Here is a 24,147-nt window from a genome sequence, read left to right on the forward strand (position 1 = left end):
GGGCAAGGAGTTATGGCGCGCCACGCGGGCCTTGACTTTCCGATCCGGGCCTCGGGCGATATGCTTCCGTTAGGGCCGCGAGAGTGTTTTTCCGCGCGACGATCCTTGTCCGACGAGCGATTTCGAGATGACTGATTCGGCCGACCATGAACCGCCGGCAACTCCCCGGTCGTCGGCCGAGTGGAACCCCAGGCCGCCCTCTTCGGCGGGCGGCGAGCCGCCCCGCCCCGCTTCGCTCGACGCGCCGGCGGAAACCTTGCTGCCTCCCGTCCAGGCCGAAATCGTCGAGCCGGTGCGGGTGCATGTCAGAAATCCTTACGCGCCGCGTCCAGGGGCGTCACACCAGTCCCTGCCGCCGGACCAGCAATATGCTCAGCCCCGGCAACGGCGCCTGATCCTGCCGCTGGTGCTGTTTCTGGTGACGTGCCTGTCGACGTTTTGGGCCGGCGCCGCCGGCAGCGAAGGCCCCGAAGGGCCGATGATCGCCGTGGGGCTGCCGATCGATCCGCTGTACGTGCTGGCCGCGGCTGTCGAGACCGTCGCCGATCATTGGCATGACGGCCTGATGTACATGCTGGCCGTGATGGCGATTCTATTGGCCCACGAGATGGGACACTTCATCCAGGCGGTTCGTCACCGCGTGCCGGCCAGCTTGCCCTATTTCATTCCGATGCCGATCTCGCCACTGGGGACGATGGGAGCGCTGATCGCCATGCGCGGCTCGCAAGCCGACCGGCGGCAATTGTTCGACATCGGCATCAGCGGCCCGATCGCGGGCTTGCTGGTGGCGCTGCCGGTCGCGTGGATTGGCATCGCCCAGAGTCAGCCCGGCAATAGCCCGATGATCTTCAACGACCCGCTGGTCTTGAAGTGGATGGTCCACTGGCTCCATCCGAACCTGGGTCCGAACGATTCGCTGGCCTGGAATCCGCTCTATATGGCCGGCTGGGTCGGGATGCTGATCACCGGCTTGAACATGATGCCGATCAGCCAGTTGGACGGCGGGCACGTGGCCTATGCCCTGTTCGGTCGCGGGGCCCACTGGCTGGCGCGCGGACTCGTGGTCGCGGCGGGTATCGCCATGGCCATCTCGCAGCAGCCGACCTGGATCGTGATGCTGGCCTTGGTGATGCTGATCGGGACCGATCACCCGCGCACGGCCAACGACGCGGCGCCGATTGGCTGGTTCCGACGCATGCTGGGACTGGCGTCGCTATTGATCCCGCTGGTCTGCTTCGTGCCGGTGCCGATCTCGGGGAATTAGGAAACGATAAATGATGAACGAGAAGCGATAAACGGAAGACATGCGGAGCGGGCACGTGCCCGGCCTCCCTTCATTTATCGTTCATCGTTTCGCGTGGATCGTTTCCCTAGGGCGCAAACGGGTTCGCGGGCGCGGCCGGATTGGCGGGCGCGGCCCCGGGCGCTGGCGGCGTGGGCGCGGCCCCGGGCTCGGCTGGCGCAGCGCCTGGCTCGCCTGCCGGAGCGGCGGCCATGGGCTTGGCCGGAGCGACCGGTGTGCCGCCGGCAATCGCTCGGCGATTTGATTCATAACGCTTGGCGCGCACCTGTTCGCGCTGCTTGGCGGCCAGCACTCGAGCTTCGACCCGGTAGTTTTCCAGCATCGCCCGGCTGCTTCCTTGCACGCGCTCCAAGCTCCGGCTCACGTCGTAGAACTGGGACGATTCGCTGGTCTCGAGCTTGGCGGCCTTCATGAAGTCAGCGCGGCCGTCCGGCTGTCGCCCCAGGTTCAGACAGCACAGCCCGCGGAAGTAATACGGCCGCGGGTCGTTGATGCCCGCCTCGATGGCGGCGGTGAACAGTTTATGGGCTTCGGTGTAATTGCCGCTGAAATAGTAGTGAACCCCTTTGCCGTACTCTTCTTCGAGCGCTTCGCTCGACAGCCCGGCCAGCGCCACGCCCGAGCAACTCAACAGGCAACCCAACACCGCGGTGAAGACGGCGCGTTTCATCTCAATTCTCCCGATCGATAACCAGTAAGCGTGACTCAAACTGAACCAAGTGCAACGGGCGTGCCGCGGGATGGCCCGCGTCCGCCGAGTCGATCTATCAGACGACTACAGCGGCTTGACCATTAGGTTCTTGTACCAGACCTTGCTCTTTGGATCGTGCTGCTGCAGCGCGACATAGCCGCGCGTGAACGAGTTCTTTTCGTCCACGAAGTCGACGACCGTCTTGCCGTTGACCTTGATGATGATGTGGTTCCCTTGGCAGATGACGTGCTGGATCCACCAGGTGTCGTCGGCCACGAGTTGTTCGCGAACGTCGACAAAGTGGTACAGCGTGCCGGTTCGCTTGGGATCCTTGTGGCTGTTGTTCACCTGGGCTTCGTAACCCTTGGGGAACTTCGGCCCCATCGCGGTGCGGAAGTACATGCCCGAGTTGCTGCCGGCGGCCAGCTTGATGTCGGCTTTGAACTCCAGGTCGGTGAACTCCTGGCGGACGTAGAACAAGTGGCTGACCGCGCCGTGGCCGGCCAAGGCGTCTTCTTCGACCGTCCAGCTTTCGGGGCTCTCGTTGGCCTGCCAGCCGTCCAGCGTCTTGCCGTCGAAAATGCGAATCCAGCCCTCGGCGTCGGGCGTTGGCTCGGCAGCCCGGGCCGTTACGTTCAGCGACAACACACACAACAACGCGGTCAGCGGCGCAAACCATTTCACGGCACGGTACCTCGGGCGGGGCGGGGGCAAAAAGTGGAGTAGAGCCAAGTTTGGCCTCACCGCCGGGCCAAGGCAACAGGCAGATGATGGTTTTTTGCCACTGCATAGGGGATTAACCACGGAGTCACAGCGGACACGGAGAAAACACGGAGAGGATGGGGATTGAAATGTGGGGATAGAAGCCCTGGGCACTTTCCCGTTTAGCCCCAGGGCCATACGCCAGCGCGCTGCCGCTTCCTGACAAATTTGAACCGCAAAGACGCAAAGGTCGCAAAGAAATCCGATTAGAATTCGACCACGACGACACGACGTAGGAAGTGATGCACGATAAGTGCCGAGTAATGGACTCTCGCGGGCCTATGGCTCGGGGCTAAACCACAAGCGTACGTTACTTCCGCGTTCTCCTCCCACGTCTTCCTTTGCGTCTTTGCGGTTCATTTTTCTTGGTACTTTCCGACGTCGTGCCCGTCGTGCCCGTCGTGTCGTCGTGGTCGAATCCCCTTCGTCATTCGTCATTTCGTAGCATTGTGCCTCGATGGTAAAGACCCGCCGCCGCTCACGCCGGCGCGTTCCCCGACACGAACCGATAGCCCGCCCCGCGGACGCTCAAGAAATGCTGCGGCTCGGCTGGGTCCAGCTCGAAGTATTTGCGCAGCCGGACGATGAAATTGTCGACGGTTCGCGTGGTGGGCGAGTTGGCGAAGCCCCACACGTCCTCCAGCAGTTGCGCGCGGCTGATCACGCTCTCTTCATTGTCGATGAAGTACCGCAGCAGCTTCATCTCGGTTGCGGTCAGTTGCACCGGCTGGCCGGCGACGTTGACTTCGTAGGTGTCAAAGTTGATCTGCGCGCGGCCAAAGTCGTAAGTCTTCAGCTCCTTGGTCGTCGGCGCGGGGCGGCGGCTGAACCGGGCCAGCAAGTTCCGCACCCGGCTGATTAGCTCGTCCAACTCGAACGGCTTGGTCAGATACTGGTCGGCTCCGACGTCGAAGCCGCGAATGCGATCCTCGGTCAGCGTCCGCGCGCTGAGAATCAGCACCGGAACCTGGTTTCCTTGCTTGCGAATCTCTTCGCAGATCGCATAGCCGCTCATGCCCGGCAGCATCAGATCGAGGACCACCAGCTCGATCCCCAGCGGATCGTCCTCGATCATGGCCAGCGCCGCCGGCCCCTCGGTACACACCGTGACGTCGTAACCTTCGGCTTCCAGATTGAACTTGATGCCGAATGCCAGATGCTGCTCGTCTTCGACCACCAGGATGCGCTTCATGATGGTGTCGCCGCGCCGGCCAGCGGCGGCCCGCCGGGCAATTCGACTTCCATCACGGTCCCACCGCGGGTCAACGGGCTGCGCACCTGGACGCGGCCGCGCATTCGCCGGACCAGGGTTCGCACGATGAACAAGCCCAGCCCCGTGCCGGTCTGCTTTCGCTCGAGTTCGTTGCCCAGCCGAACGAACCGGCCAAAAATCTTGCGCCGCGCGTTGATCGGAATGCCCGGGCCGTTGTCGCTGACTCGCGTGATGACCGTGCCGCGGCCGTTCAGCCAGCTTTCGATTTTCACCTCGGGGCTGGGCATCGAGTATTTGACCGCGTTGTCGATCAGGTTGCGGAACACGATCTCGACGTCCATCGCCCGGGCATGCACCATCGACGGGGCGGCGTCGATCTGGACCGACTCGACCGGCACGCCGTAGCGGTGAACGGCCGACTCGACCGCGCCGCGAAAGACTTCCAACAACGGCACGTCTTGCAACTCGGCGGCGTCGGGTTGTTGATCGAGCCGAGCCGCGTCCAGCAGGTGATTGATCAGCGAGTCGAGTCGCTCGACGTCCTCGAGCATGTAGCGATAGAAGTCGGCCTGCTGCGACTCGGGCACGTTGCGGCGCGAGAGAGTCTGCAGGTACAGCTTCAACGAGGAGATCGGGCTTTTGAACTCGTGCGTGACGCTGTCGATGAAATTGGACTGCCGCTGATTGAGCGCGATCTCCTTGACCGACATCGCCAGGTAAAGGACCACGCCGACCAACACCAGCACCAGGAACGTCAGTCCCAGGGCCAGCACCGCCCACCAGTAGCTGGCGTATTGCGAGGCGTTGACCGCCAGCAGCACCCAGCCGACGATCAGCGCCACCAGCAGCACGATCATGATCGTGCCCAGCGTGATCGGCCAGCTAATGGATCGGCGACGGAGCATGGGGGGCGGGGGGGAAGTTGCTAGTTGCTGGTTGCTAGTTGCGAGTGGGGAAAGAGGCGGGCAGGAAATCGAACGCCTAAACCGCGCGGCAAGTTTCCTCGCCTTTACTAGCAACTAGGAACTAGCAACTAGCAACTTCCCCTCAATCAATATACCTTCGCAGCAGGTCGCCGTACGCATCGATGCGGCGATCTCGCAAAAACGGCCAGTGCGTCCGCACCGAGTCAATCTGGTCCAGGTTGCACTCGACCAGCAGGGTTTCTTCCTTGTCATGGCTGGCCAGGGCCAGCAGATTGCCGGCCGGATCGGCCACGAACGACGCCCCCCAGAACTCGATCCCCCCCTCGACGCCAGTTCGGTTGACCGCCACCACGAAACAGCCGTTGGCGATCGCGTGGCTGCGCATCATGGTCTGCCAGGCGTCGTGCTGGCTGGCACCGAACTCGGCCTTCTCGTGAGCCTGCCAGCCAATGGCCGTCGGGTAGAAGATGATCTGCGCCCCGCGCAGGGCCGTGATCCGCGCCGCCTCGGGATACCACTGGTCCCAGCAGACGCACACGCCCAACTGCCCAAACCGCGTCGCGCAACTGCTGAAGCCAAGATCGCCCGGCGTGAAGTAAAACTTCTCGTAGTACAGCGGGTCGTCGGGAATGTGCATCTTGCGATAAGTGTGTACCGGCCGACCGTCGGCGTCCCACACCACCGCCGTGTTGTGATACAGCCCCTGCGTGCGACGCTCGAACAACGAGCCGACGATCACCACGCCGTGCTGCTTGGCCGCCTCGGCCAGCGCCTCGGCCGTCGGCCCCGTCAGCGACTCGGCCTCGTCAAAGCGCAAGAAGTCTTCGCTCTGGCACGGATAGTGGCCGTGGAACAGTTCCTGCAGACAGACGATGTTCGCCCCGCGCGCCGCGGCATCGCCAATGCGAGCCAGCGCCTTCTCGACGTTGGGGCGCTTCGCGTGTACGCAGGTCATCTGGACCAGCGCCACGGTCACCTTGGCCGGGGGAACAAGATTCGGCACAGCCATAAGTCAGCTCGCTCGCAACAAGGGGGGCGGTCGCACGCTTCGCCGGCCCGCGCCAATTGCCGACCGGCAAGTTGATGGTACCCTAGGCGCTATGAATGACAACCGGGTTCCAGGCCTGTTCATCACCGGCACCGACACGAACGTCGGCAAAACCTACGTCACCGCGTTGATCGCGCGACAGTTGGTGGCGAGGGGCTTGCGCGTGGGCGTGTATAAACCCGTCGCCAGCGGCTGCCGCTTGGAAGCCGGCACGCTGGTCAGTGATGACGCGGTGGCACTGTGGGAAGCGGCCGGCCGGCCCGGCACGTTAGAGCAAGTCTGCCCCCAGCGCTTTCGCGCGCCGCTGGCGCCGCCGCGCGCGGCCGCCGAGCAAGGCGACACGGTCGACGCGGCGCTGCTGCGCGCGGGGCTCGAACCTTGGCTCGCATCGAGCGACATCGTCCTGGTCGAAGGAGCCGGTGGGCTGATGGCCCCGATCAGCGACGACGACTATGCGGCCGACCTGGCCCACGATTTTGGCTATCCGCTGATGGTCGTGGCGCGCGATGCGCTGGGAACGATCCATCAAACCTTGTCAACATTGATCGTGGCCGCCACATTCCGTCGCGGGCTCGACGTGGCGGGCGTGGTCTTAAATCGAACCTCGGCCGAAGCCGACCCAAGCGCGGCCACCAATGCCGAGGAACTGGCGGCTCGCTGCGTGCCGCCACTGTTGGCGCGCGTCGGCTGGCAGGCCAACGCGTTCAGCGAGACAATCGACTGGCTCGCCTTGGCGCAAGGGAAGCCGTTGCAGCGCCGCTAGTGCGCTCTCGCAATGGGTAGCAACGGTTGCTAAAGCAACCGGTGCCGCGCGAGCGGCAAGAGGTCAAGGTCCGATGCTTGCCGTTCGTGAGAAAAACGACGATGCGAACGGGGTGAGAGGTGCGCTCCACCCTCGATGCCTCTGGCGGCGGTTGCCGCACCGGTTGGCAAGCAACCGGTGCTACCCGGTTCCACTACCCAAAGATGTGGGTGAATTAACGAGAAACACCTGGCCCGTTTACGAGCCGGCGTTTTGCAGGGCGATGAACTTCCGCAGCCGCCGGTGACAGGCGGTGCAGCCCGAGCCGGCGCCGGTGACGCGCGCGACTTCGCACAGCGACATCAACGGACAAAGGGCCGACGCATCGCGCAGATCGTCTTCGGTGACGTTCAAACAACGGCAGACAACCGTCGCGTCACTAGCGACCGATGTGCAAGAATCGCAGCTTGTGACCGGCGCCATTTCATCGGCGACCGTGTAGTAAGCCACAACCATGAGAGTGCGAGGTGGAGGGAAGGCTAGGTGGGAATGAAATTGATACTCAATCTCAACTCATTCCTTGTACCAGCGGCTGACGCGCCGTGTCAACGAAAATCCTCGGGAAATCGCCAGGCTACCCGAACCGCTAGCACCCGGTCGGGGCCAAATCGAGGCTGGCCAAGGGATAACCGTAGCCCTCGCCCCGCCAGATAGCCCAGAACGCCCCTTGCCTATCCGGTATGATGACCCGGCTCGGCTGTCATCGCATCGCACAGGTGTTTTATGCGTAAGCTCCTTGGTCTGCTGCTGTTGACCGCCGGGACGGCTTTGACCGCCCAGGCGGGTGACTGGACCGATTTTCGCGGCCCTGGCCGAACCGGCCGCACGTCCGAAACCGGCGTCCCCCAGCAATGGAGCCCGTCGGAACATGTCCGCTGGCGGATGCCCCTGCCGGGCCCCGGCAACAGCAGCCCCGTCGTGGCCGGCGACACGGTCTTTGTCACCTGCGCCAGCGAGCGCGGCAAGCAACGGGGGACGTACGCCTTTGATCGACAGTCGGGCAAGCAGCGCTGGCAGCAAGTCGTCTCGTTCCTGGAGGAAGATCCGACGCACGGCACGAACCCTTACTGCGGCTCGTCCCCGGCGGTCGCCGGCGGTCGCGTGGTCGTCTGGCACGGCTCGGCCGGGGTGCATTGCTACTCGGCCACCGATGGCCAGGCGCTCTGGTCGCGCGACCTCGGGTTGTTCCGGCACATCTGGGGCTATGGCTCGTCGCCGGTCATCGACGGCAAGCTGGTCTACCTGAACTGCGGACCCGGCGCGCGGCAGTTCGTCATCGCCTTGGAACTCGAATCGGGCAAGACCGTCTGGCAACAAGACGTCCCCGGCGGCGACGCCGGCGAAGAGAACCGGGGCGACGGCGAGAAGCCGTTGTGGACTGGTTCGTGGAGCACGCCGGTCGTGGCCACGATCGACGCCCGGCGGCAGGTGCTGGTCTCGCTGCCGCGCTTTGTCCAAGCCTATGACGCCGCCAACGGCGAGCCGACCTGGCGCGTCGACGGACTGGGTGACCTGGTTTACACCGACATCGTCCTGGGGGACGGCGTCGCCGTGGCGATGGGGGGCTATCACGGCCCGGCTATTGGTTTCAAGCTCGGCGGCTCGGGCAACACCACCGAGACGAATCGCCTTTGGCGACAGACCTCGCGCAATCCGCAGCGCATCGGCTCGGGCGTGATCGTCGATGGGCTGCTGTACATCGCCAACGAGATCGGTCTGGCTCAGTGCCTTGATCCCAAGACCGGCGTCGATCGCTGGAAGGCGCGCCTGCCGGGGAGCAAACTCTGGGGCTCGACCATCTTTGCCGATGGCCGGCTGTACACGACCAATCAGGAGGGGACGACCATCGTCTGGACGCCGAATGCCGAGCGGCTGGAAGTGCTGGCCGAGAATCGCTTGGGCGAGCACAGCAATTCCACGCCCGCCTTCTCGAACGGCCAGGTCTTCCTGCGCACGTACGAGCACTTGTACTGCGTCGAGAACTGAGGGCCTGTTCCGCCGCTGTTTTGCCACGGAGACACGGTGGCACGGAGATTTGCACGGAGGAGGAAGAGTAAGCGGGGAAACAAAGCCTCAATGACCAATAGAACACAGCCGGCTCCTTCGCATTATTGGTCATTGGTGCTTGGGCATTGGTCATTCACATCTACTCCGTGTAGCCCTCCGTGCCTCCGTGGCGAAATCTGCCTCAAGCGCTTTCGCGGATGCTGCTGGCGACGGGAAGCAACTGCTTGAACGTCGAGTGCGTTTTGCGCAGCAGCGTCGGGTAGTCGTCGGGCGGGACTTCCAGCCCCATCAGCACCACGTCGTAATCTCCCCGGTAGCCGCCCCTTTCGAGGGCCGCGATCAGCGACAATAGCGGCGCTTCCCCTTCGCCCAACGGCGTGTGCCGCTCTTCACAGTAGGTCGGCGCGCGCCCGTCGGCCAATTGCACCAGCGCCACGTGCGGCGCGGCGGCCGCCAGTTGTTGCTGTCCCTTGTCGTCCCACGGCGTCTGGTACGTGTCGATCGCCAGCTTGAGCCGCGGGCTGTTGAACTCCTGGACCAGCGCCAAGGGCTCGTCGAGCCCGACCAGGAAGGACCATTCGGTGGCCATCAGGGCATGCACCGGCTTGAGCGCCAAGGTCACCCCCTGTTGTTCGGCGGCGGGAACAAGCTGCTTCAGCGCTTCGCGAAACAGCCGCCGGGCGTGCGCGTTGGTATGCCCCGCGCGCGGACCCGAGTAAACCAGCAGCGTGGCGGCCCGCAGCTCGGCCGCCAGCGCGATGGCGTCGAGCGCATCGTCGATCGACTCGCGGAGCGTCCGTCCGTCGCTGGCCGTGAAGCCGCCGGCCCAGGCCAGGTTCGACACTTCCAGACCGCTGCTGGCCAGCAAGTCGACGCCCCGTTCGCGACCGAAATCGTCGAGCTTGTGCCGCCAAACGCCGATCGATTTGAAACCGCCGGCAATGAGTTGCTGAACATCCTGATCGAACGTCCAGCGAAACGTCGTAAGTTCGTTAATCGACAACCGTGCCATGAGGGCCTGAGCGCTCCGTGCGATGAACCGTCGGCAATACCTGGCCAGCGGCGCGAGACTTGGCGGCGTCGCCCGTGCCAGAGAGCCAGCGCAGTTGCCCCTTCGCAAATCGAAGCTTCCACTACGCGACGCCGCCGAGCGAACAGCCCGATCACCGCCTGCTCCCCTCACGTCTCTCGGCCGATGGCCAAACGGAAGTCACCGAGTATCGACAAATCATCCCGCGCTGGCAAGCGGCGGTCGACAACGATGGCGCGGTTCCGCCACGAAAATCTGTTCGGACGTTCATCGCGTCAATGGTAGCACGCGACCAAACGTGCCCGACGGCACAGCGCATCGCCGCATTAGAGCAATTCTCGGGAGCGTGTATCGTTTGCTTACCCAAGCCGGCGGCTCTGCCGCCAATCTCGGTGGCAAAGCCACCGGCTTGGAAGATACGCACGCTATACTGAATCGAGAAGCGATCTAGAGAGCAGCGGCAATTAAACAACCGCGCTGCCGTCCATACTGCTCAGGGAGCGGTCAACCGCTCGCGCGTCTGCTGGATCGATTGCAAGATCGCTTGCTCGATCTGCGCCAGCTGCGCCGCGCGCTCTTCGGCCGGCGCCGCGGCATCGAACTTGACCGGGGCGCTGACGAGCATCTTCAACCGGTCGTACGCCTGGCGGCGGACTTCCGCGTCGTCGCGGCGCATCAACGTGAACCAGGTCCAGGCGTCGCCGGCCATCAACAGCGTCAGCCGGTCGTTCGAGTCGTCCTCTTCATCGACAAAGCCGCGCATCACCTGCTTCAGCCGATAGCGCTGCTCGGCGTCGAGCTGGCCCAGGTCGAACTGCTTCAGCAGCGGCAACACCACCGGGCCGGCCTCGGTCAATTGTCGCTGGGCGGCTTGCCGCGCTGTGAACCGGCCGTCTCCCAACTGGTGGACCCAGCCGAGGATTTGCCGCGTGTCGTAGGCCGGCGCTTGCGTCGACGTGCGCAACAGCGCACGTTCGAGCGCTTCGGCTCGCTGGGCGATCCGCCATTGCGGGTGAATGATCTCCAGGTACGGCGCCAACTCGGCGGCGCACAACGCCGGATCATCGAGCATCAACAGCCACAGGCTCGACGCCGCCAGCGTGCGCCGTTCGTCCCCTTTTTCGACCCGCAGCACCAGCGGCCCCTCGGCCGTTTGCGTGAACTCGACCTTGGTGTTGTCGGTGGCCGCCAGCGGCGTGCGGCGAAGCGTGATCTCGCGCCCGCCCGACAGGTGATAGCTCAGCTCCCACTCGGGCAATTTCAGCTCATAGTGCAGCGTCACCGACGGGCCGTTGCAGGTGATGGTCAGCTTCTCGCCGCGGGTGTTGTTCCGGTGGCTGCTGTTCATCGAGCGCGGCGGCTCGAGCGGCCCGCACACGATCTTGCCACCCGAGATGTGCAGATCGAGCATCCGCACATTGGCCATCAACGTCGGATGCATGATCACCGGCGTGGCGGCCAGAGCTTGCGCCGCGAACAGCGCGCTTAGCGCCATCGCAATCAGGCACACCGCCGCGCGGAGCGCGCGGCCCGCGCGCACAGGGCTCGAATTATTCAATTGCGTCGCCATGTTTCTTCCCTCCCGCCAGCGGAGCCTCGCCGGCCGCGGCCGCCGGCTCGGTGTCGCGCAATGGCACGCTGGCCGTCCCGTCCGGCTCGGCCACTCCCCGCGCGTCGACTCGCCATAATGGTTCTTGCACCACTTTCCGGCGATGACGCCAGTAAAAGTAACCCACGGCGACGATAATCGCCAAGATCACTAGCACGGTCAGCCCGACCTCGGCGCGTTGAATGACCGGCCACCACTGGGTGATTCGATCGGCGAAAAAGAAGCTCAGGCCGAAAAAGGTGCAAATCACCGTCGCGGCGCAGATCGAATCGACAACCACGAACTTCCAGAACGGATACCGGACAATCCCCGCCGTCAGATAGACCGGCGAGCGCAAACCGGGCATGAACCGGGACAGAAAGAAAACCCGCATGCCGTATTGATGGATGCGAGCTTCGATTTCCCGTTCGCGAGCGGGGGTCATGTAGCGAATGAACCAGTGATGGTCGCGCAGCAACGTCCGGCCAAAATGGCGGCCGATGCTGTAGGTCATCAAGTCCCCTAGCAGCGCCCCCACCAGGCACGCCGGCAAGGCCAACGCCCAGTTCAGCTTGGCGTGGCTGCTGGCAATGCCAGCGCCGATCACGAACACTTCCTCAGGAATGGGCAGCCCGGCCCCCGTGAGCACCAGTACCAGGATGATGCCAGCGTACGAGCCGTGCTCAAGCAAATCGAACATGACGTTAGTTGAGCGGGCCGAAGAAGGGGCGAAACATGCCGATGCTGACGTCGAGGCCAATCAGGTCGCATCACGACGCTGCGCGGCAACTGGCTGCGTCATTCTAGCTTGCCGAGGTGCGCAAGGTCTAGCAAGCTTCCAGCGGTCGCCGAGTTGCCACCTTAGGTGCTGGCGCAAAGACGGCCGGCCTGGCGCGTTGACGATCACCGCGCGCCATTAAATGCACAGCCGATATTCGTCCGGCTCGAGCCCGATGATCGCCAGCTCGGTCTTGCTGCCGCTTGGACTGGGATAGACGAACAGCGCCCCCACTTCGGGATGCCGGTCGCAATAGTCGCTGGCCGCGTCGACCCCCAGCACATAGAACGCCGTCGACAGCGCGTCGGCCTCGGCCGCGGTGGGGGCGACGACCGTGGCCGAAAAAACTTGCTCGGCCGGCCAGCCCGTGCGCGGATCCAAAATGTGTCCATAGCGCCGGCCCTGATAGCGAAAGTATTGCACGCTGGCCCCCGAGGTCGCCAGCGCGCGATTGCGCAACACGACCTCGGCCAAACGACGTTTGGGGCCAACCGGATGTTGCAGGCCGACCAACCAGCCGCCCAGCGCCGCCGACGACGCGCCACAGCCGCGGGCCAGGACGCTGCTTTGCCCGCCGTGCCAGAGGAAGTCGTTCACATCGGCCGCGGTCAGCCATTGGGCCGAGCGATCGAGCGCGTAGCCCTTGCCGATGCTCCCGAGGTTGATTTCCATCCGCGGCACGTTCATGCGCAGCGTGCGTGTCTCGCGGTTCAGTTCCAAGTGCTGGCTGCCGACGGGCGCGAGCGCTTCGGCGAGCGCACTCGGCTCGGGGATCGCGCCCGCGCGGCGTGAAAAGCCCCAGACGCGGCTCAACGGCCCGGCGGTGATGTCGTACGCGCCGCCCGTTTCTCGCCACAGTTCGACCGCCCGCTCCAGCAGCGCGAACAACTGGGGCTCGACCTCCTGGGGCGCGTCGTGAGCCGTGCGGTTCAGGTGCATGATCTCGCTGGTCTCGCGATAGACGGTGAGCTGCGCTTCGAGTTGCTCGACCAGGTCGAGCGCGTTGATGCCGGCTTCCACGCCTTGGGGGTATTGCCCAGCGTTCAGGTACAATTCGAATTCACAGGCCATCGCGCGGCGGCCGAGCTTGACCAGGTAAGGATCCCCAGCACCCGTGTCGTCAAGGACGCCATCGAGCGATTCGTTGGCCCGCTCGATCATTTGATCGAGCGTTTGCCGGACCACGCGCGCGCCGGCCCGACCGGTAAGGAACTCGCGTCGGTTGCTTTGCGGCGGCTCGGTCACGGGCGGCTCACTGCTAAAACAGATCGAGAACTGCTACTATCATAGGCGCCAACAGGGCCTTGTGTGGAACCCCTTCGATGAACGACGCAATCGCCGCCACGTTCGACGCCGTCAATCGGCTTGGCAACCGACCGGTCTGGCTGATCACCGCGGCCCACGGCGGCGCGCGAAGTGGCCTGACCGCCACCTGGGTCGCGCCGGTGTCGCTCGACACCGCGAGCCCGTTGTTCCTCATCTCGCTGGCCGTCAGCCACTTCACCACCGAGCTGATCGAGCGAAGCGGAGCCGCGGTGATTCACCTGCTCGGCGCGCAAGGAAGTCGGCTGGCGTGGCAATTCGCCGCCTGCTCGGGCCGTGCTGCCGACAAGTTCGCCGGCGTCGCCACCACTGCCGCGCCGTCGTCGCTTCCCGTCGTGGACGGCGCGCTGGCCTGGTTCGACTGTCGCGTGATCGATCGGCACCACACCGGCGATCGGGTCTTCCTGTGGCTCGAACCGGTGGCCGTGTCCCCCGCATCCAGCGCCGGCGCGCCCCTGGTCGAGCAGGACTTTTTCGCCGCACTTTCCCCCACCGAGCGCGACACGCTTCGACAGAACATGCAGGTCGACATCGCCCGGCTCACGCCGCTGCGCGCGGCTTGGCGCGACCGGCTGCGGACGAGCTTTGCCCTGGCGCAATGACCGGCGCGTTGGCGGCTGCGTCTCGCGTTCCTGCCGAACCTCGCGCCACAGCCGGCAATAATTAACGCAAGTTCATGTTGGGCAAGCGGTTAAATTGTTGACCATCAAGCTTTTCGAGGTTACCATAAATTGCCTTATCGGCAGAGTCATTCGCGGTCGTCGGCGGTGACGCCGTGTGGCCGTGCGTAGACTCGTCAGGACTGTGTTCTTTTCAAAACAAGAGCGTTCGCTCTTCAAAAGTTATTCGTTTGCCCCACGTTGCCCGTTCGTCGTGGGTCCAAGCCTAGTCACTTGGCGGGGCCATTGGTGCCCCAAGCGGGGCGGTAGCCGCCTAGCCGACATTGATCGAAATTGATGCCTCGCGTCTCCGTGGGTGCGGTGCGCGAAATGTTGTTTGATTGGGCTCGTCAATCGGCCGTCCCCCTCGCTTGGCTCCAGGCTGAGCGAGTTGCGGCCCGGGTTTCATCCTTGTCCGCGATGAACTGATTCATGCCTGACCCTGGTTCCAGCCAGTTGCCTGCGATTGCTCCCAGCGAGCCGGTGCCGACGGTGTCTGGTTCGCCGGTGGCGTCAGGCTCTTCGGTCGGGTCAGGTTCTTCGGCAGCCGCGGTCATGGCCCCCCCCAACGACCAGACCGTGATCAGCCAGCGCCCACCGGCGCTGCCCGGGGCCAATCGCTCGCTGCCCCCCCAGGAGCTCGGCAAGCTGCTGGTCGGCCAAACGCTTAGCCACTTCGAGCTGCTCGACTTTGTCGGCGGTGGCGGCATGGGGGCCGTCTTTCGCGCCCGCGACACCATGCTCAACCGGATCGTGGCGCTCAAAGTGCTGTCGCGTGATCAGGGGAGTGAAGACGACACCCGGCGACGTTTCCAGAACGAAGCCCAGTCCGCCGCCCGGCTCGATCACGAGAACATCGCCCGCGTCTACTTCGTCGGCGAAGACCGCGGGCTGAACTACATTGTCTTCGAGTACATCGAAGGGGCCAACCTGCGCGATCTGGTCGAGCGCCACGGTGGCCCGCTGCCGTTGGCCGACGCGATCAATTACACGCTGCAAGTCGCCCGCGCCCTCGAACACGCCTGCAGCCGCGACGTCGTGCATCGGGACATCAAGCCTTCGAACGTGCTGGTCACGGCCGACGGTCGGGCCAAGCTGGTCGACATGGGCTTGGCACGCTTGCACCAGGTCGACGCGCGCGACGATCTGACGGCCAGCGGCGTGACGCTGGGCACGTTCGATTACATTTCGCCCGAGCAAGCCCGCGACCCGCGCAGCGCCGACGTCCGCAGCGACATCTACTCGCTCGGTTGCACGTTGTATTACATGCTCACCGCGCGGCCGCCGTTCCCCGACGGGACGGTGCTGCAAAAGCTGCTGCAACACACCAGCGACGAGCCGCCCGACCCGCGACAGTTCAACCACGAAGTGACGGACGACGTGGCGGCCGTGGTGCGGAAGATGCTGGCCAAGAACCCGCGGCGGCGCTACCAATCGCCGCCAGCGCTGATTGCCGACTTGTCGGTGCTGGCCGAGGCGCTGGGCCTGCCGCTGGGCAATTGGAGCAACCTGTCGAACGTGCCGTCGGCCGCCGCGCCGACCTGGTTCGAACGACATTTGCCCTGGGCGGTGCCGGTGATGTTGCTGTTGGCGGCGGCCGTGGCCATCGAAGTGGTTTTCTCGACGCCAGTCGATGAAAGCCAACTGCCGACGATCAACGCGGGCCAAATGCGCCCGGCCAATGGCGCCGCGCCGGACAAGGCTGCGCCCGCGGGCGCCGAAGCGCCACACGCAGCGCCCGACGCGCAGGCCGGCGCGACCACGCCTGAAACGAACAGTGCTCTAGTCGCCAACGCTGCGGGCGCAGCACGCCCTGGCGACATGCCACCGGTCCCGGACTCGGCCCCCTCGGCAACGATCACCCCGGGCGCAACGGCCACGCAGCCGGGCGCTGAAACCGAACCGCCGGCCATCGATCCGCCGCCGCGGCCGGGCTTGCTGGTCGTCAGCCCCACGGCGCGTGGGCCGCAATACTTCAATTCGCTCCGCGCGGCTTGTAGCGCCGCGCGCAATGGCGACGTGGTCGAGCTGCGCTACAACGGCCGGCGTGAAGAGCGGCCACTGTTGCTGCACAACCGCCGCTTCACGATTCGGGCCGGTGAATCGTACAAGCCGATCGTGGTCTTTCGCCCCGACGACAGCAACCCCATGCGCTATCCGCGCGACATGATCGAAGTCACCGGCGGCAAGCTGTCGCTGGTGAATCTGGCCATCGAATTGAACGTGCCGGCGCCGGGCGAAATTGCGGCCGATCGCTGGTCGCTGTTGGCGCTGCAACAAGGCGATTCGCTGGAAGTGCAGAATTGCTCGTTCACGATCCGCAATGGGGACCAGGCGGCGCTGCATTCGGACGTGTCGCTGATCAATGTTCGCGCGCTCAGCAACTGGAATGGCTTGCGCGTCGGCGAAGCGGCCGATGCCGACGAACCGGCCCACCTGCACTGGGAACATTGCGTCGCCCGCGGCCAAGCCACGCTATTGCGCATCGACGACGCCCAAGCGGTCACCTTTGCGTGGGAAAACGGCCTGCTGTGTACGTCGGAATGGTTGACATCGATTCACGGCGCGTCGATGGCCGGCCAGGGGGATCCACACGTGCGGATCAGCCTGCGGCACGTGACGGCCTATGCGGCCAGCGGGTTCTTCCAAATGCTCAACGACCTGGACCATCCGTATCTGCCGGCGCTCGACATTCAGGCCAACGACAACATCCTGGCCGGCGACAGCTCGTCGCTGTTGATCGATCAGGCTGGCGTCGACGACCGGAACACGTTCCTGGAATATGTCTCGTGGAACGGCGAGCGGAACTTCTACACCGGCTTCGATCCGCAGAGCGTCTGGCGCTTGCACGACCAGAATCGCGATGATGGCCTGCGGCGCTTGTCGGCCATCGACTGGGAAGCCCACTGGGGCCGCTCGCGCGAAGTGTTGCCCAACTGGAACGGCGTGGTCTGGCGGCGGCCCAATCCGCAGGGACCGCTGTTCGCCCGCGGGCTCGATGACTATGCCCTGGAAGAATCGCCCGACAACATGGCCCGGGCCGGCGCCAGCGACGGCCGCGACGTGGGCATGGTCGGCTACTTGTTGCCGCCGCTGCCGGCCGAACCGGCGGCGACGCCCCCCTGAAACGTCTCGTGAAGTGTCGAGCGTTTGATCACTGCTCGGTGGCATCGAGGGGCTTTCGACCGGTGGATTTGCCTGGATTCGCGGCAATCAAAGCCGACTCGGAACCAGTCATCAATTGCCCGCCCCGCTTCCGTCATTCCCGCGCAGGCGGGAATCGAGAGGGTAACCGCAACCACTGGATTCCCGCCTGCGCGGGAATGACGGCCTCCATAGGTACGGATTAATTCGGGCAAAATGCGGGGGTTAAAACGCATCGGCAGCTTGACATACGTTTTTCGGCGGACTTTACTTACTCCGTGGCGGTAGCCTGCCCGGGCGGTCGGTATCAACGACGGACCCTCGATCGGCATTGGAGTCGACAAGCCCCCGGGCTTACGGCGCGCGACCCGCCAGGTTTCACCAGTTGAAAATGCAATCGGGAGAACTCTACATGAAGAAGCTGGTTTTGAAGGTTGGTCTGTTGGCGGTCGCCGCCGCAGTCGCGTTCGGCGCGGTGTGGAACACCGGCTCGGAAGCGCAAGCTCGCGCTCAATACAACAAGGCCTTCCAGGCCAAGTATCCGGCCCTCGAAGCGGCCAAGGAAGCCAAGTGCGGCGTCTGTCATCCGGTTTCGGATGACAAGAAGGTCCGCAACGACTATGCCCAGGCGTTCGGCAAGAACGTCGGCATGAAGAACCAGAAGGACGCGGCCAAGATCGAGGAAGCGTTGACTGCCGCCGAAGGCGAAAAGAACGCCGCTGGTCAGACCTTTGGCGAACTGATCAAGGCCGGCAAGCTGCCCGGCACCAAGTAAGCGATTCGTTCGCTGACAGTCTTAGCCTTTCACGGGCCAGGCGATAGGCCGGGTGTTCCCCAAGTGAACACCCGGCCTGTTTTTTTGCGCACTCGGGCTAACCAAGCACGGAGACACAGGATGGCACGGGGGTGAATGGCCAATGACCAAAAGAGCAAATGAGGGAATTCACGCACCGCGCACTTTCCGCCTTGGTCATGGGACGTTGGTGTTTTGGGACTCGCCATTCAGCACTCATCATTTCCCCAGCCGTGTCGTTGCGTCGTCGTGGTTGATGTAATGACTGCTGTCGCCGAGGGCTTCGGGGCGCGGGGTGAGCAGCGTATAGTAAGGCCATGAAATCCAACGAACTGCTGGCCCAGGTCGAGGCGGCCGTGGCCGCCAAATCGCTCACGGCCGACGCGGCCGCCAACATCAAGCGCTGGCTGACCGAGCCGGTCTATGCCGAGTACGCGCCGGCGCTGGCCGAGCACATTGCCGGCGGCCAGTGGAAAACGCTCGACGACGTCTTCTGGACGGTGATTCCCTTTGGCACCGGCGGACGGCGGGGGCGGATGTACCCGATCGGCTCCAACGCCATCAACGACCGGACCATCGCCGAGAGCGCGCAGGGCCTGGCCGACTACGTGCGCGACCAGGCCGGCGGCAAGGCCTTGAGCTGCGCCATCGCCTACGACACGCGGCACAACTCGCGGCACTTTGCCGAGCTGTGCGCCGAGGTGCTGACCGCCAATGGCTTCACGGTCTATTTCCTGGACGGTTATCGCAGCACGCCGGAGCTGTCGTTCGCGGTTCGCGAGCGAGGCTGCGCGTGCGGTATTATGGTCACGGCCAGCCACAACCCGCCGAGCGATAATGCCGTGAAGGCCTATTGGTCGACCGGCGGGCAATTGTTGCCGCCGCACGATCGCGGGGTGATCGAGCGGGTGATGAGCACGCGCGAGATTCGCCGCCAGACGTTCGCCGACGCGGTGGCCAGCCAGCAGGTGATCTTTTGCCAGGAGCAAATCGACGACGCCTATCAGCGGCAAGTCTTGGCCCAAAGCGTGCCAGGTCCGCGCGACGTGCGAATCATTTACTCGCCCATGCACGGCGTCGGCGCGGCCAGCGTCTTGCCGGTGCTGGCCGCGGCGGGGTTCAAGGATGTTGAGCTGTTCGCGCCCCACGCCACGCCCGACGGCGATTTTCCCAACGTGCCCGGCCATGTGTCGAACCCGGAGAACCCGGCTACGTTCGAGACGATGATCGTCCGGGCCCAGGAAGCCGACGCCGACCTGGTCATGTCGACCGATCCCGACGCCGACCGGCTCGGTGGCGCGGCCCGAGCGAACAAACGCGGCCCGTGGCAGGTGTTCACGGGGAATCAGATCGGCGCGCTACTGGCCGATTTCGTGCTTGATGCGCGCCGCCGGCAAGGGGGACTGAGCCGCGAGCATTACATCGTTCAGACCCTGGTGACCACGCAGTTGACGCGGCGGATCGCCGACTCGTACGGCGTGAAGACCGTGGGAGACCTGCTGGTCGGCTTCAAGTACATTGCCGGCGCGATCGACGAGCACGGGCCGGCACGATTTGTTTTTGGCGCCGAGGAATCGCACGGCTACCAGGCCGGCCAGTACGCCCGCGACAAAGACGCCACGGTGGCGGCCCTGCTGCTGGCCGAGTTGGCGGCGGCGGTGAAAGCCCAGGGAAAGACTCTGTGGGAAAAGCTCGACGCGCTGTATTGGCAACATGGCTGCCACGTCGAGACACAGTTGTCCAAGACGCTGCCCGGCAGCGAAGGCATGGCCAAGATGCGGGCGCTGATGCAACAGTTGCGCACCGCGCCGCCGCGCACGCTGGCGGGGCATCGCGTGGCGTGGGTGCGCGATTACGGCACGCTGTTGCAAGGTCCGCCGGGCCAGGTAAGCGAGCCGCTGGTTGGCCCGCGCGGCGATCTGGTGATGCTCGACCTGGAGCAAGAAGGGAACTACGTCGCGGTTCGCCCCAGCGGCACCGAACCGAAGGTGAAGTTCTACCTGTTCGCTTACGAGCCGGCCGAGATGCTGGCCGACCTGGACGACACCAAGCGGCAGTTGACCGAGCGTCTCGAGCAGATTGGCCAGGAGCTAGTGGCTCTGGCCGAGCGTGTGTGAGGGATACTCGTCCTCGAAGCTCTCGATTCGGGTAGCCCCGACAGACAAGCTGTCCGGGCTACCCAAACTTCACGAGTCGCGCGCGGCTGAATCCTTTCGCCGCGCGAGCGTGTGAAGCCTGGTGCGCCGACCACGAGCCGCGAGTTAGGCGCGGTCGTAGCGCGGCGCGGTGAGCAGGTCGAAGACCAACGAGATAACGGTGAAGGCGGCGAACAAGGCGACGGCTGGCATGATTCGGACCGTGTCGGATTAGCGCCGGGCGGTTTAGTCAGCGGCCCGGCTGGGTGTTGATAGTGAGCGAGCGGCAAACGGCTCGTGGCCTGTCCGGCCATCCATTGGCCACAGCAGGCGACTTACACCCTGTATGTTGCCGAGTTTGCCAGGCTGGTCACATATGACATAAAAAAGTCGCAAATGACTTTATTGTAAAGACTTGCGGCAACAAACGCCCAGTTACTTCAGCGGTTGAAGCATGATCGAGCGGACGTGGAACTCGGAATGGACCGACTGGAGGGCGATCTTGCCGCGGATGGGGTGGACCTGTTGAGCCACGTTCACCGGCTTGTCGTTCAGCAGCACCTCGATCCGGTTGCCCCGGCAAATGCATTCGAGCTTGTTCCATTTGTCGAAGGGTGCTTCCATTTCGTCCTTGCCCCGGTAGCCCTTCTCGTGCTTCACACCAATGGAGGCATTGAGCCCCCACACGGCGCCGGTGCTGAAGGTCGACAGCGGCAGCCCTGGCCTGTAGTGAAAGCGTTGTAGGCCGGGCTTGGCGCCGCGCGGCGTGATCAGCTCCCCTTCGACCGAGATCGACGGCTTGTGGTCGTCGTTGCCCAATAAGACAAAGTCGCCCGTGTGCCCTTCATGCACGTCGATCTTGATCGAAGGAAGGAACGTGCCCTGGATCGCGTCGTCGGGCCCCTGGCCATGCAGCAAGATGCCGGCGGCGCGTGCTTCGTTCTCGTGCGGGGCCGCGTTGTTCTCGCCCCACTTCCATTCCACGGTCAGGTGGTAATTGTCGAACGGGCGGTCGGTGACCAGCATCCCGCGGTGCGCGCCCGAGATGTGCAACGTGTTGCCTCTGACCTTGAACACCTTGTCGGGATCGTTGTTCTTGCCGGCTGGCTTGGGGAGCATGGTGTAGAACCCGCCCAGGTCTCGGGCGTTGAACAAGCGTAGCGGCGGCGGCAGATCCGCCGGCGGCTTGGGGGGCGCGACCGGGGGCTTGTTGCTGGTGGCCGTCGCCACCTGGTCGCCACCATTGGGCTTCTTGGTCGTCGCCGGCGGCGCGGGGACCGGGGGCATCGTTCTTGGCGCGGTCGCGCCCGGCGGATTCGACTTGCTGGCGGTAGGCGTCGGCGGTGCAGTGTGCGACGCGGGTGCCGGAGCAAGCTGAGATGTTGCCCTGCTGGGCGACGGCGGCGTGGCCGCGGAAGTAGTCGCGGTCGGCGGGGTCGCTGGCGCGGGAAAGATCGCGTCGGTGTATTTGCCGAAGATCGTCACCATCAACGGCGCGACAATCGTGACGAACACGGCCCCCATGACTTTGAACATGAAATGCGGCTGCCGTTCCGTGGTCGGCGCCGCTTGCGTGGCGTACATCGACGTGCCCGGCGCGACCATCGTGGCAGTCGGCGTTTGCCAGGAGACGGCCACGGGCGGGGCGACGGCCGTCACCGGCGGCGGCAACAGCACGGTCCCGGTTCCTTGGCACCGCTCCAACTCGGTGACCACTTCCTTCATCGACGGATACCGGTCCTCGGGACGCTTGGCCACCATCCGTCGATAGACCGCGTCGACCGCCTCGGACACATCAGGACGCTTGGCGCGCAGCGACGGGATCGGCGCTTCGCGATGGGCCATGACCTTGGCGATCGGCGTCTCGCCGGCGAACATGTTCTCATTCGTTAGTATTTTGTAGAGCGTGCAGCCCAGGCTGTAGATATCGGCACGTCGGTCCACCTGGTTCATGCCGACCGATTGCTCGGGTGCCATGTAATCAAGCGTGCCCATCACCTGGCCAGCGCGGGTCAGGCCGTCAGCCCCCGAAGCGGCGTCGTCCAGCCGCGCCAGCCCCATGTCAAGAATCTTGACCACGCCATCCTTGTCGACCAGCAGATTGGCCGGCTTGATGTCCCGATGGATCACGCCGTGGTCGTGTGCGTAGCCCAAGCCGCGCGCGGCTTGGATGATGTAATTCAGCGCCTCGGGCACGGGCAGCTTGCCCCGATCGGCGACCGTCGCGGCCAGATCGCGCCCGTCGACGAACTGCATGGCCAGAAAGTGAACGCCGTTGGCTTCGTTGGCGTCGTAGGCGGTGACAATATTCTGGTGATCGAGTCGCGCGGCGGCTTGCACCTCGCGCTGAAAGCGATCGACGGCGTCCTTGGACCGGGTGAGCGAAGCGGGTAGAACCTTGACGGCCACGATCCGATGCATGCGACGGTGTTCGGCCTTGAACACCTGCCCCATGCCCCCTTCGCCGATCTTGTCGAGCACCAGGTACGGCCCCAGGACCAGATTCTTGGTCTTCCCCTGGTAGACCAGATTGGCCTGGAATGAGGTCAGCTTTTTGTCTTTGACCAGGGCGCGGGCCAGCGCCTCGCCGTCTTGCGGACGCTGAGCCTCGGGTAAATGCTCGCAAAACGAGCGCACCGTGTCGGCGGCCAGCACGCCGCTGTCGTCCAGTCGTTTAATGAATTCGTCGAGGTCGACGGCCATGGGGGCACCATCACGCCGCGGGGTTCGCCTGCTATAGTAACACACCGAACGGTCAAAGGAATCAAGTTGTAACGGTGGCCCCAGGTCGGTGCTGGCGATGAGTTTTGGCGACGAAAACCAGGGGCGGTTGCCGCGCGCCGTGAGTGCTATCGAGCAAGGTCGCGTGGCCGGGTTGCACCGCGGCGCTCAACTCTACGTCTCGCTGGCCGGTCTGACGGTGGCCAATTTGGCCTTGGGTGAGCGTGCGCCGAGCCAGCCGATGACCGACGACACGCTGTTGCTTTGGATGTCGGCGTGCAAGCCGGTGATGGCCGTTGCCTTGCTGCAGCAAGTCGAGCTGGAACGCTGCACACTCGACGACCGCGTGGCCCGCTACATACCCGAGTTCGCCCAGGAAGGGAAAGAGCCGATCACGTTGCGGCATTTGCTGACCCACACCGGCGGGTTCCGCTGGGCGCCGACCGGCGACGCCAAGACCCCCTGGGCCGAGACGATCGACAAGATTTGCCGCGCCCGGCTCGAGCCGCGCTGGCCCCCCGGCGACAAGGCCGGCTATCACCCCTACAGCAGTTGGTACATCCTGGGCGAGTTGATCCGCCGGATCGATGGTCGGATGCCCGACCTGTACGCCCGGCAAGAGATTTTCGAGCCGCTCGGCATGCGCGACTGTTGGCTGTCGTTGGCGCCGGCGCAAGTGGCCGAGTACGGCGGCCGGATCGCGCCGATGTATGTGACCGAGAAAACGCCCGACACGCTCCATTTGTGGAGCGCGCCGACGGCGCTTGGGCATTGCGCTCCGGGCGCGACGGGGCGCGGGCCGATGGGCGAATTGGCCGCGTTTTACGAAATGTTGCTCGGTGGCGGACAACGCAACGGCGCTCGGGTCTTGCAACCGGACACGGTCGAGCAAATGATCAGTCGGCAGCGGCTCGGCATGTTCGACGAGACTTTTCAGCAAACGATCGACTGGGGCTGGGGTGTGATCGTCAACTCGCGACGCTACGGCGACGACATTCCGTACGGCTATGGTCGCTACGCTTCGGCGGGGACGTTTGGCCACAGCGGCAACCAGTCATCGGTCGGCATGGCCGATCCGCAAGAGGCGCTGGTCATCGCGTTGGCGTTTAACGGCATGCCCGGCGAGGCGAAACACCAACTGCGCGTGCGCGCCGTGCTGGATGCGGTGTATTTGGATCTGGGGTTGGGGCACTAGTGAACGCAGTGATAAGCACCAATGTCCAA

20 protein-coding genes are annotated in these 24,147 nt (G+C 64.4%); 8 read left to right on the forward strand and 12 right to left on the reverse strand.

Features of this window, described 5'->3' with window-relative positions; all coding sequences use genetic code 11:
• Positions 1-127 precede the first annotated feature (127 nt).
• Positions 128-1,264 carry a hypothetical protein gene (locus tag JSS27_03135; protein MBS0207926.1) on the forward strand — a complete coding sequence of 379 codons (1,137 nt, stop codon included), beginning with the start codon at positions 128-130 and terminating at the stop codon, positions 1,262-1,264.
• A gap of 106 nt (positions 1,265-1,370) precedes the next feature.
• On the opposite strand, the gene JSS27_03140 is transcribed toward JSS27_03135, so the two are convergent.
• The 5 genes from JSS27_03140 to JSS27_03160 form a co-directional block, all read right to left on the reverse strand.
• Positions 1,371-1,973 (reverse strand): hypothetical protein, encoded by a 603-nt coding sequence (locus JSS27_03140; protein ID MBS0207927.1) that lies wholly within the window; start codon positions 1,971-1,973, stop codon positions 1,371-1,373.
• 105 nt (positions 1,974-2,078) lie between these two features.
• Complete coding sequence (locus tag JSS27_03145) at positions 2,079-2,894, reverse strand: DUF1080 domain-containing protein (protein MBS0207928.1); 816 nt, start codon at positions 2,892-2,894, stop codon at positions 2,079-2,081.
• 340 nt (positions 2,895-3,234) lie between these two features.
• The gene (locus JSS27_03150) at positions 3,235-3,951 is read right to left on the reverse strand and encodes a response regulator transcription factor (protein MBS0207929.1); all 717 of its coding nucleotides are present in this window, start codon (positions 3,949-3,951) and stop codon (positions 3,235-3,237) included.
• Positions 3,945-4,874: a HAMP domain-containing histidine kinase gene (locus JSS27_03155; protein ID MBS0207930.1), complete on the reverse strand. Its 930-nt coding sequence runs from the start codon at positions 4,872-4,874 to the stop codon at positions 3,945-3,947. The genes JSS27_03150 and JSS27_03155 overlap by 7 nt, the downstream gene beginning before the upstream one ends.
• Positions 4,875-5,016: 142 nt before the next feature.
• Entirely contained in the window at positions 5,017-5,904 is an 888-nt protein-coding gene (locus JSS27_03160; protein ID MBS0207931.1) for a carbon-nitrogen hydrolase, read from the reverse strand.
• A gap of 91 nt (positions 5,905-5,995) precedes the next feature.
• Between JSS27_03160 and bioD the strand changes: the two genes are divergently transcribed.
• On the forward strand, positions 5,996-6,706 hold the full coding sequence (bioD, locus tag JSS27_03165) for a dethiobiotin synthase (protein ID MBS0207932.1): 711 nt from the start codon (positions 5,996-5,998) through the stop codon (positions 6,704-6,706).
• Positions 6,707-6,943: 237 nt separating this feature from the next.
• Here the strand turns inward: bioD and JSS27_03170 are convergent, their stop codons facing one another.
• Positions 6,944-7,201 (reverse strand): (2Fe-2S)-binding protein, encoded by a 258-nt coding sequence (locus tag JSS27_03170; protein ID MBS0207933.1) that lies wholly within the window; start codon positions 7,199-7,201, stop codon positions 6,944-6,946.
• A gap of 267 nt (positions 7,202-7,468) precedes the next feature.
• Between JSS27_03170 and JSS27_03175 the strand changes: the two genes are divergently transcribed.
• Positions 7,469-8,731: a PQQ-binding-like beta-propeller repeat protein gene (locus JSS27_03175; protein MBS0207934.1), complete on the forward strand. Its 1,263-nt coding sequence runs from the start codon at positions 7,469-7,471 to the stop codon at positions 8,729-8,731.
• A 202-nt stretch (positions 8,732-8,933) separates the two neighbouring features.
• Here JSS27_03175 and JSS27_03180 read toward each other — a convergent pair whose 3' ends face one another.
• The 4 genes from JSS27_03180 to JSS27_03195 form a co-directional block, all read right to left on the reverse strand.
• Complete coding sequence (locus JSS27_03180) at positions 8,934-9,764, reverse strand: sugar phosphate isomerase/epimerase (protein MBS0207935.1); 831 nt, start codon at positions 9,762-9,764, stop codon at positions 8,934-8,936.
• A 511-nt stretch (positions 9,765-10,275) separates the two neighbouring features.
• Positions 10,276-11,352, reverse strand: coding sequence for a hypothetical protein (locus tag JSS27_03185; GenBank protein ID MBS0207936.1), 1,077 nt, complete (start codon positions 11,350-11,352; stop codon positions 10,276-10,278).
• A complete protein-coding gene (locus tag JSS27_03190; protein MBS0207937.1) occupies positions 11,333-12,070 on the reverse strand; it encodes a DedA family protein in 738 nt (245 codons plus the stop codon). The genes JSS27_03185 and JSS27_03190 overlap by 20 nt, the downstream gene beginning before the upstream one ends.
• Before the next feature lie 216 nt (positions 12,071-12,286).
• Positions 12,287-13,393 (reverse strand): FAD:protein FMN transferase, encoded by a 1,107-nt coding sequence (locus JSS27_03195; protein MBS0207938.1) that lies wholly within the window; start codon positions 13,391-13,393, stop codon positions 12,287-12,289.
• A 77-nt stretch (positions 13,394-13,470) separates the two neighbouring features.
• On the opposite strand from JSS27_03195, the gene JSS27_03200 reads away from it, so the two are divergent.
• The gene (locus JSS27_03200; GenBank protein ID MBS0207939.1) at positions 13,471-14,073 is read left to right on the forward strand and encodes a flavin reductase; all 603 of its coding nucleotides are present in this window, start codon (positions 13,471-13,473) and stop codon (positions 14,071-14,073) included.
• A 407-nt stretch (positions 14,074-14,480) separates the two neighbouring features.
• Here the strand turns inward: JSS27_03200 and JSS27_03205 are convergent, their stop codons facing one another.
• Complete coding sequence (locus JSS27_03205; GenBank protein MBS0207940.1) at positions 14,481-14,687, reverse strand: hypothetical protein; 207 nt, start codon at positions 14,685-14,687, stop codon at positions 14,481-14,483.
• Between JSS27_03205 and JSS27_03210 the strand changes: the two genes are divergently transcribed.
• The 3 genes from JSS27_03210 to JSS27_03220 all read left to right on the forward strand — a co-directional run bounded on the left by JSS27_03210 (position 14,686) and on the right by JSS27_03220 (position 20,184).
• The gene (locus JSS27_03210; protein MBS0207941.1) at positions 14,686-17,256 is read left to right on the forward strand and encodes a protein kinase; all 2,571 of its coding nucleotides are present in this window, start codon (positions 14,686-14,688) and stop codon (positions 17,254-17,256) included. The two genes, JSS27_03205 and JSS27_03210, sit on opposite strands and share 2 nt — an antisense overlap.
• Before the next feature lie 430 nt (positions 17,257-17,686).
• The gene (locus tag JSS27_03215; protein ID MBS0207942.1) at positions 17,687-18,049 is read left to right on the forward strand and encodes a hypothetical protein; all 363 of its coding nucleotides are present in this window, start codon (positions 17,687-17,689) and stop codon (positions 18,047-18,049) included.
• Between the two features lie 335 nt (positions 18,050-18,384).
• A complete protein-coding gene (locus JSS27_03220) occupies positions 18,385-20,184 on the forward strand; it encodes a phospho-sugar mutase (protein ID MBS0207943.1) in 1,800 nt (599 codons plus the stop codon).
• A gap of 453 nt (positions 20,185-20,637) precedes the next feature.
• Here the strand turns inward: JSS27_03220 and JSS27_03225 are convergent, their stop codons facing one another.
• Entirely contained in the window at positions 20,638-22,905 is a 2,268-nt protein-coding gene (locus JSS27_03225) for a protein kinase (GenBank protein MBS0207944.1), read from the reverse strand.
• A 97-nt stretch (positions 22,906-23,002) separates the two neighbouring features.
• Between JSS27_03225 and JSS27_03230 the strand changes: the two genes are divergently transcribed.
• Positions 23,003-24,118, forward strand: a complete 1,116-nt coding sequence (locus JSS27_03230; protein ID MBS0207945.1) for a beta-lactamase family protein — start codon at positions 23,003-23,005, stop codon at positions 24,116-24,118.
• Positions 24,119-24,147 lie beyond the last annotated feature (29 nt).

It is taken from the genome of Planctomycetota bacterium, from assembly GCA_018242585.1.
In the GTDB taxonomy this organism is placed as follows: domain Bacteria; phylum Planctomycetota; class Planctomycetia; order Pirellulales; family PNKZ01; genus JAFEBQ01.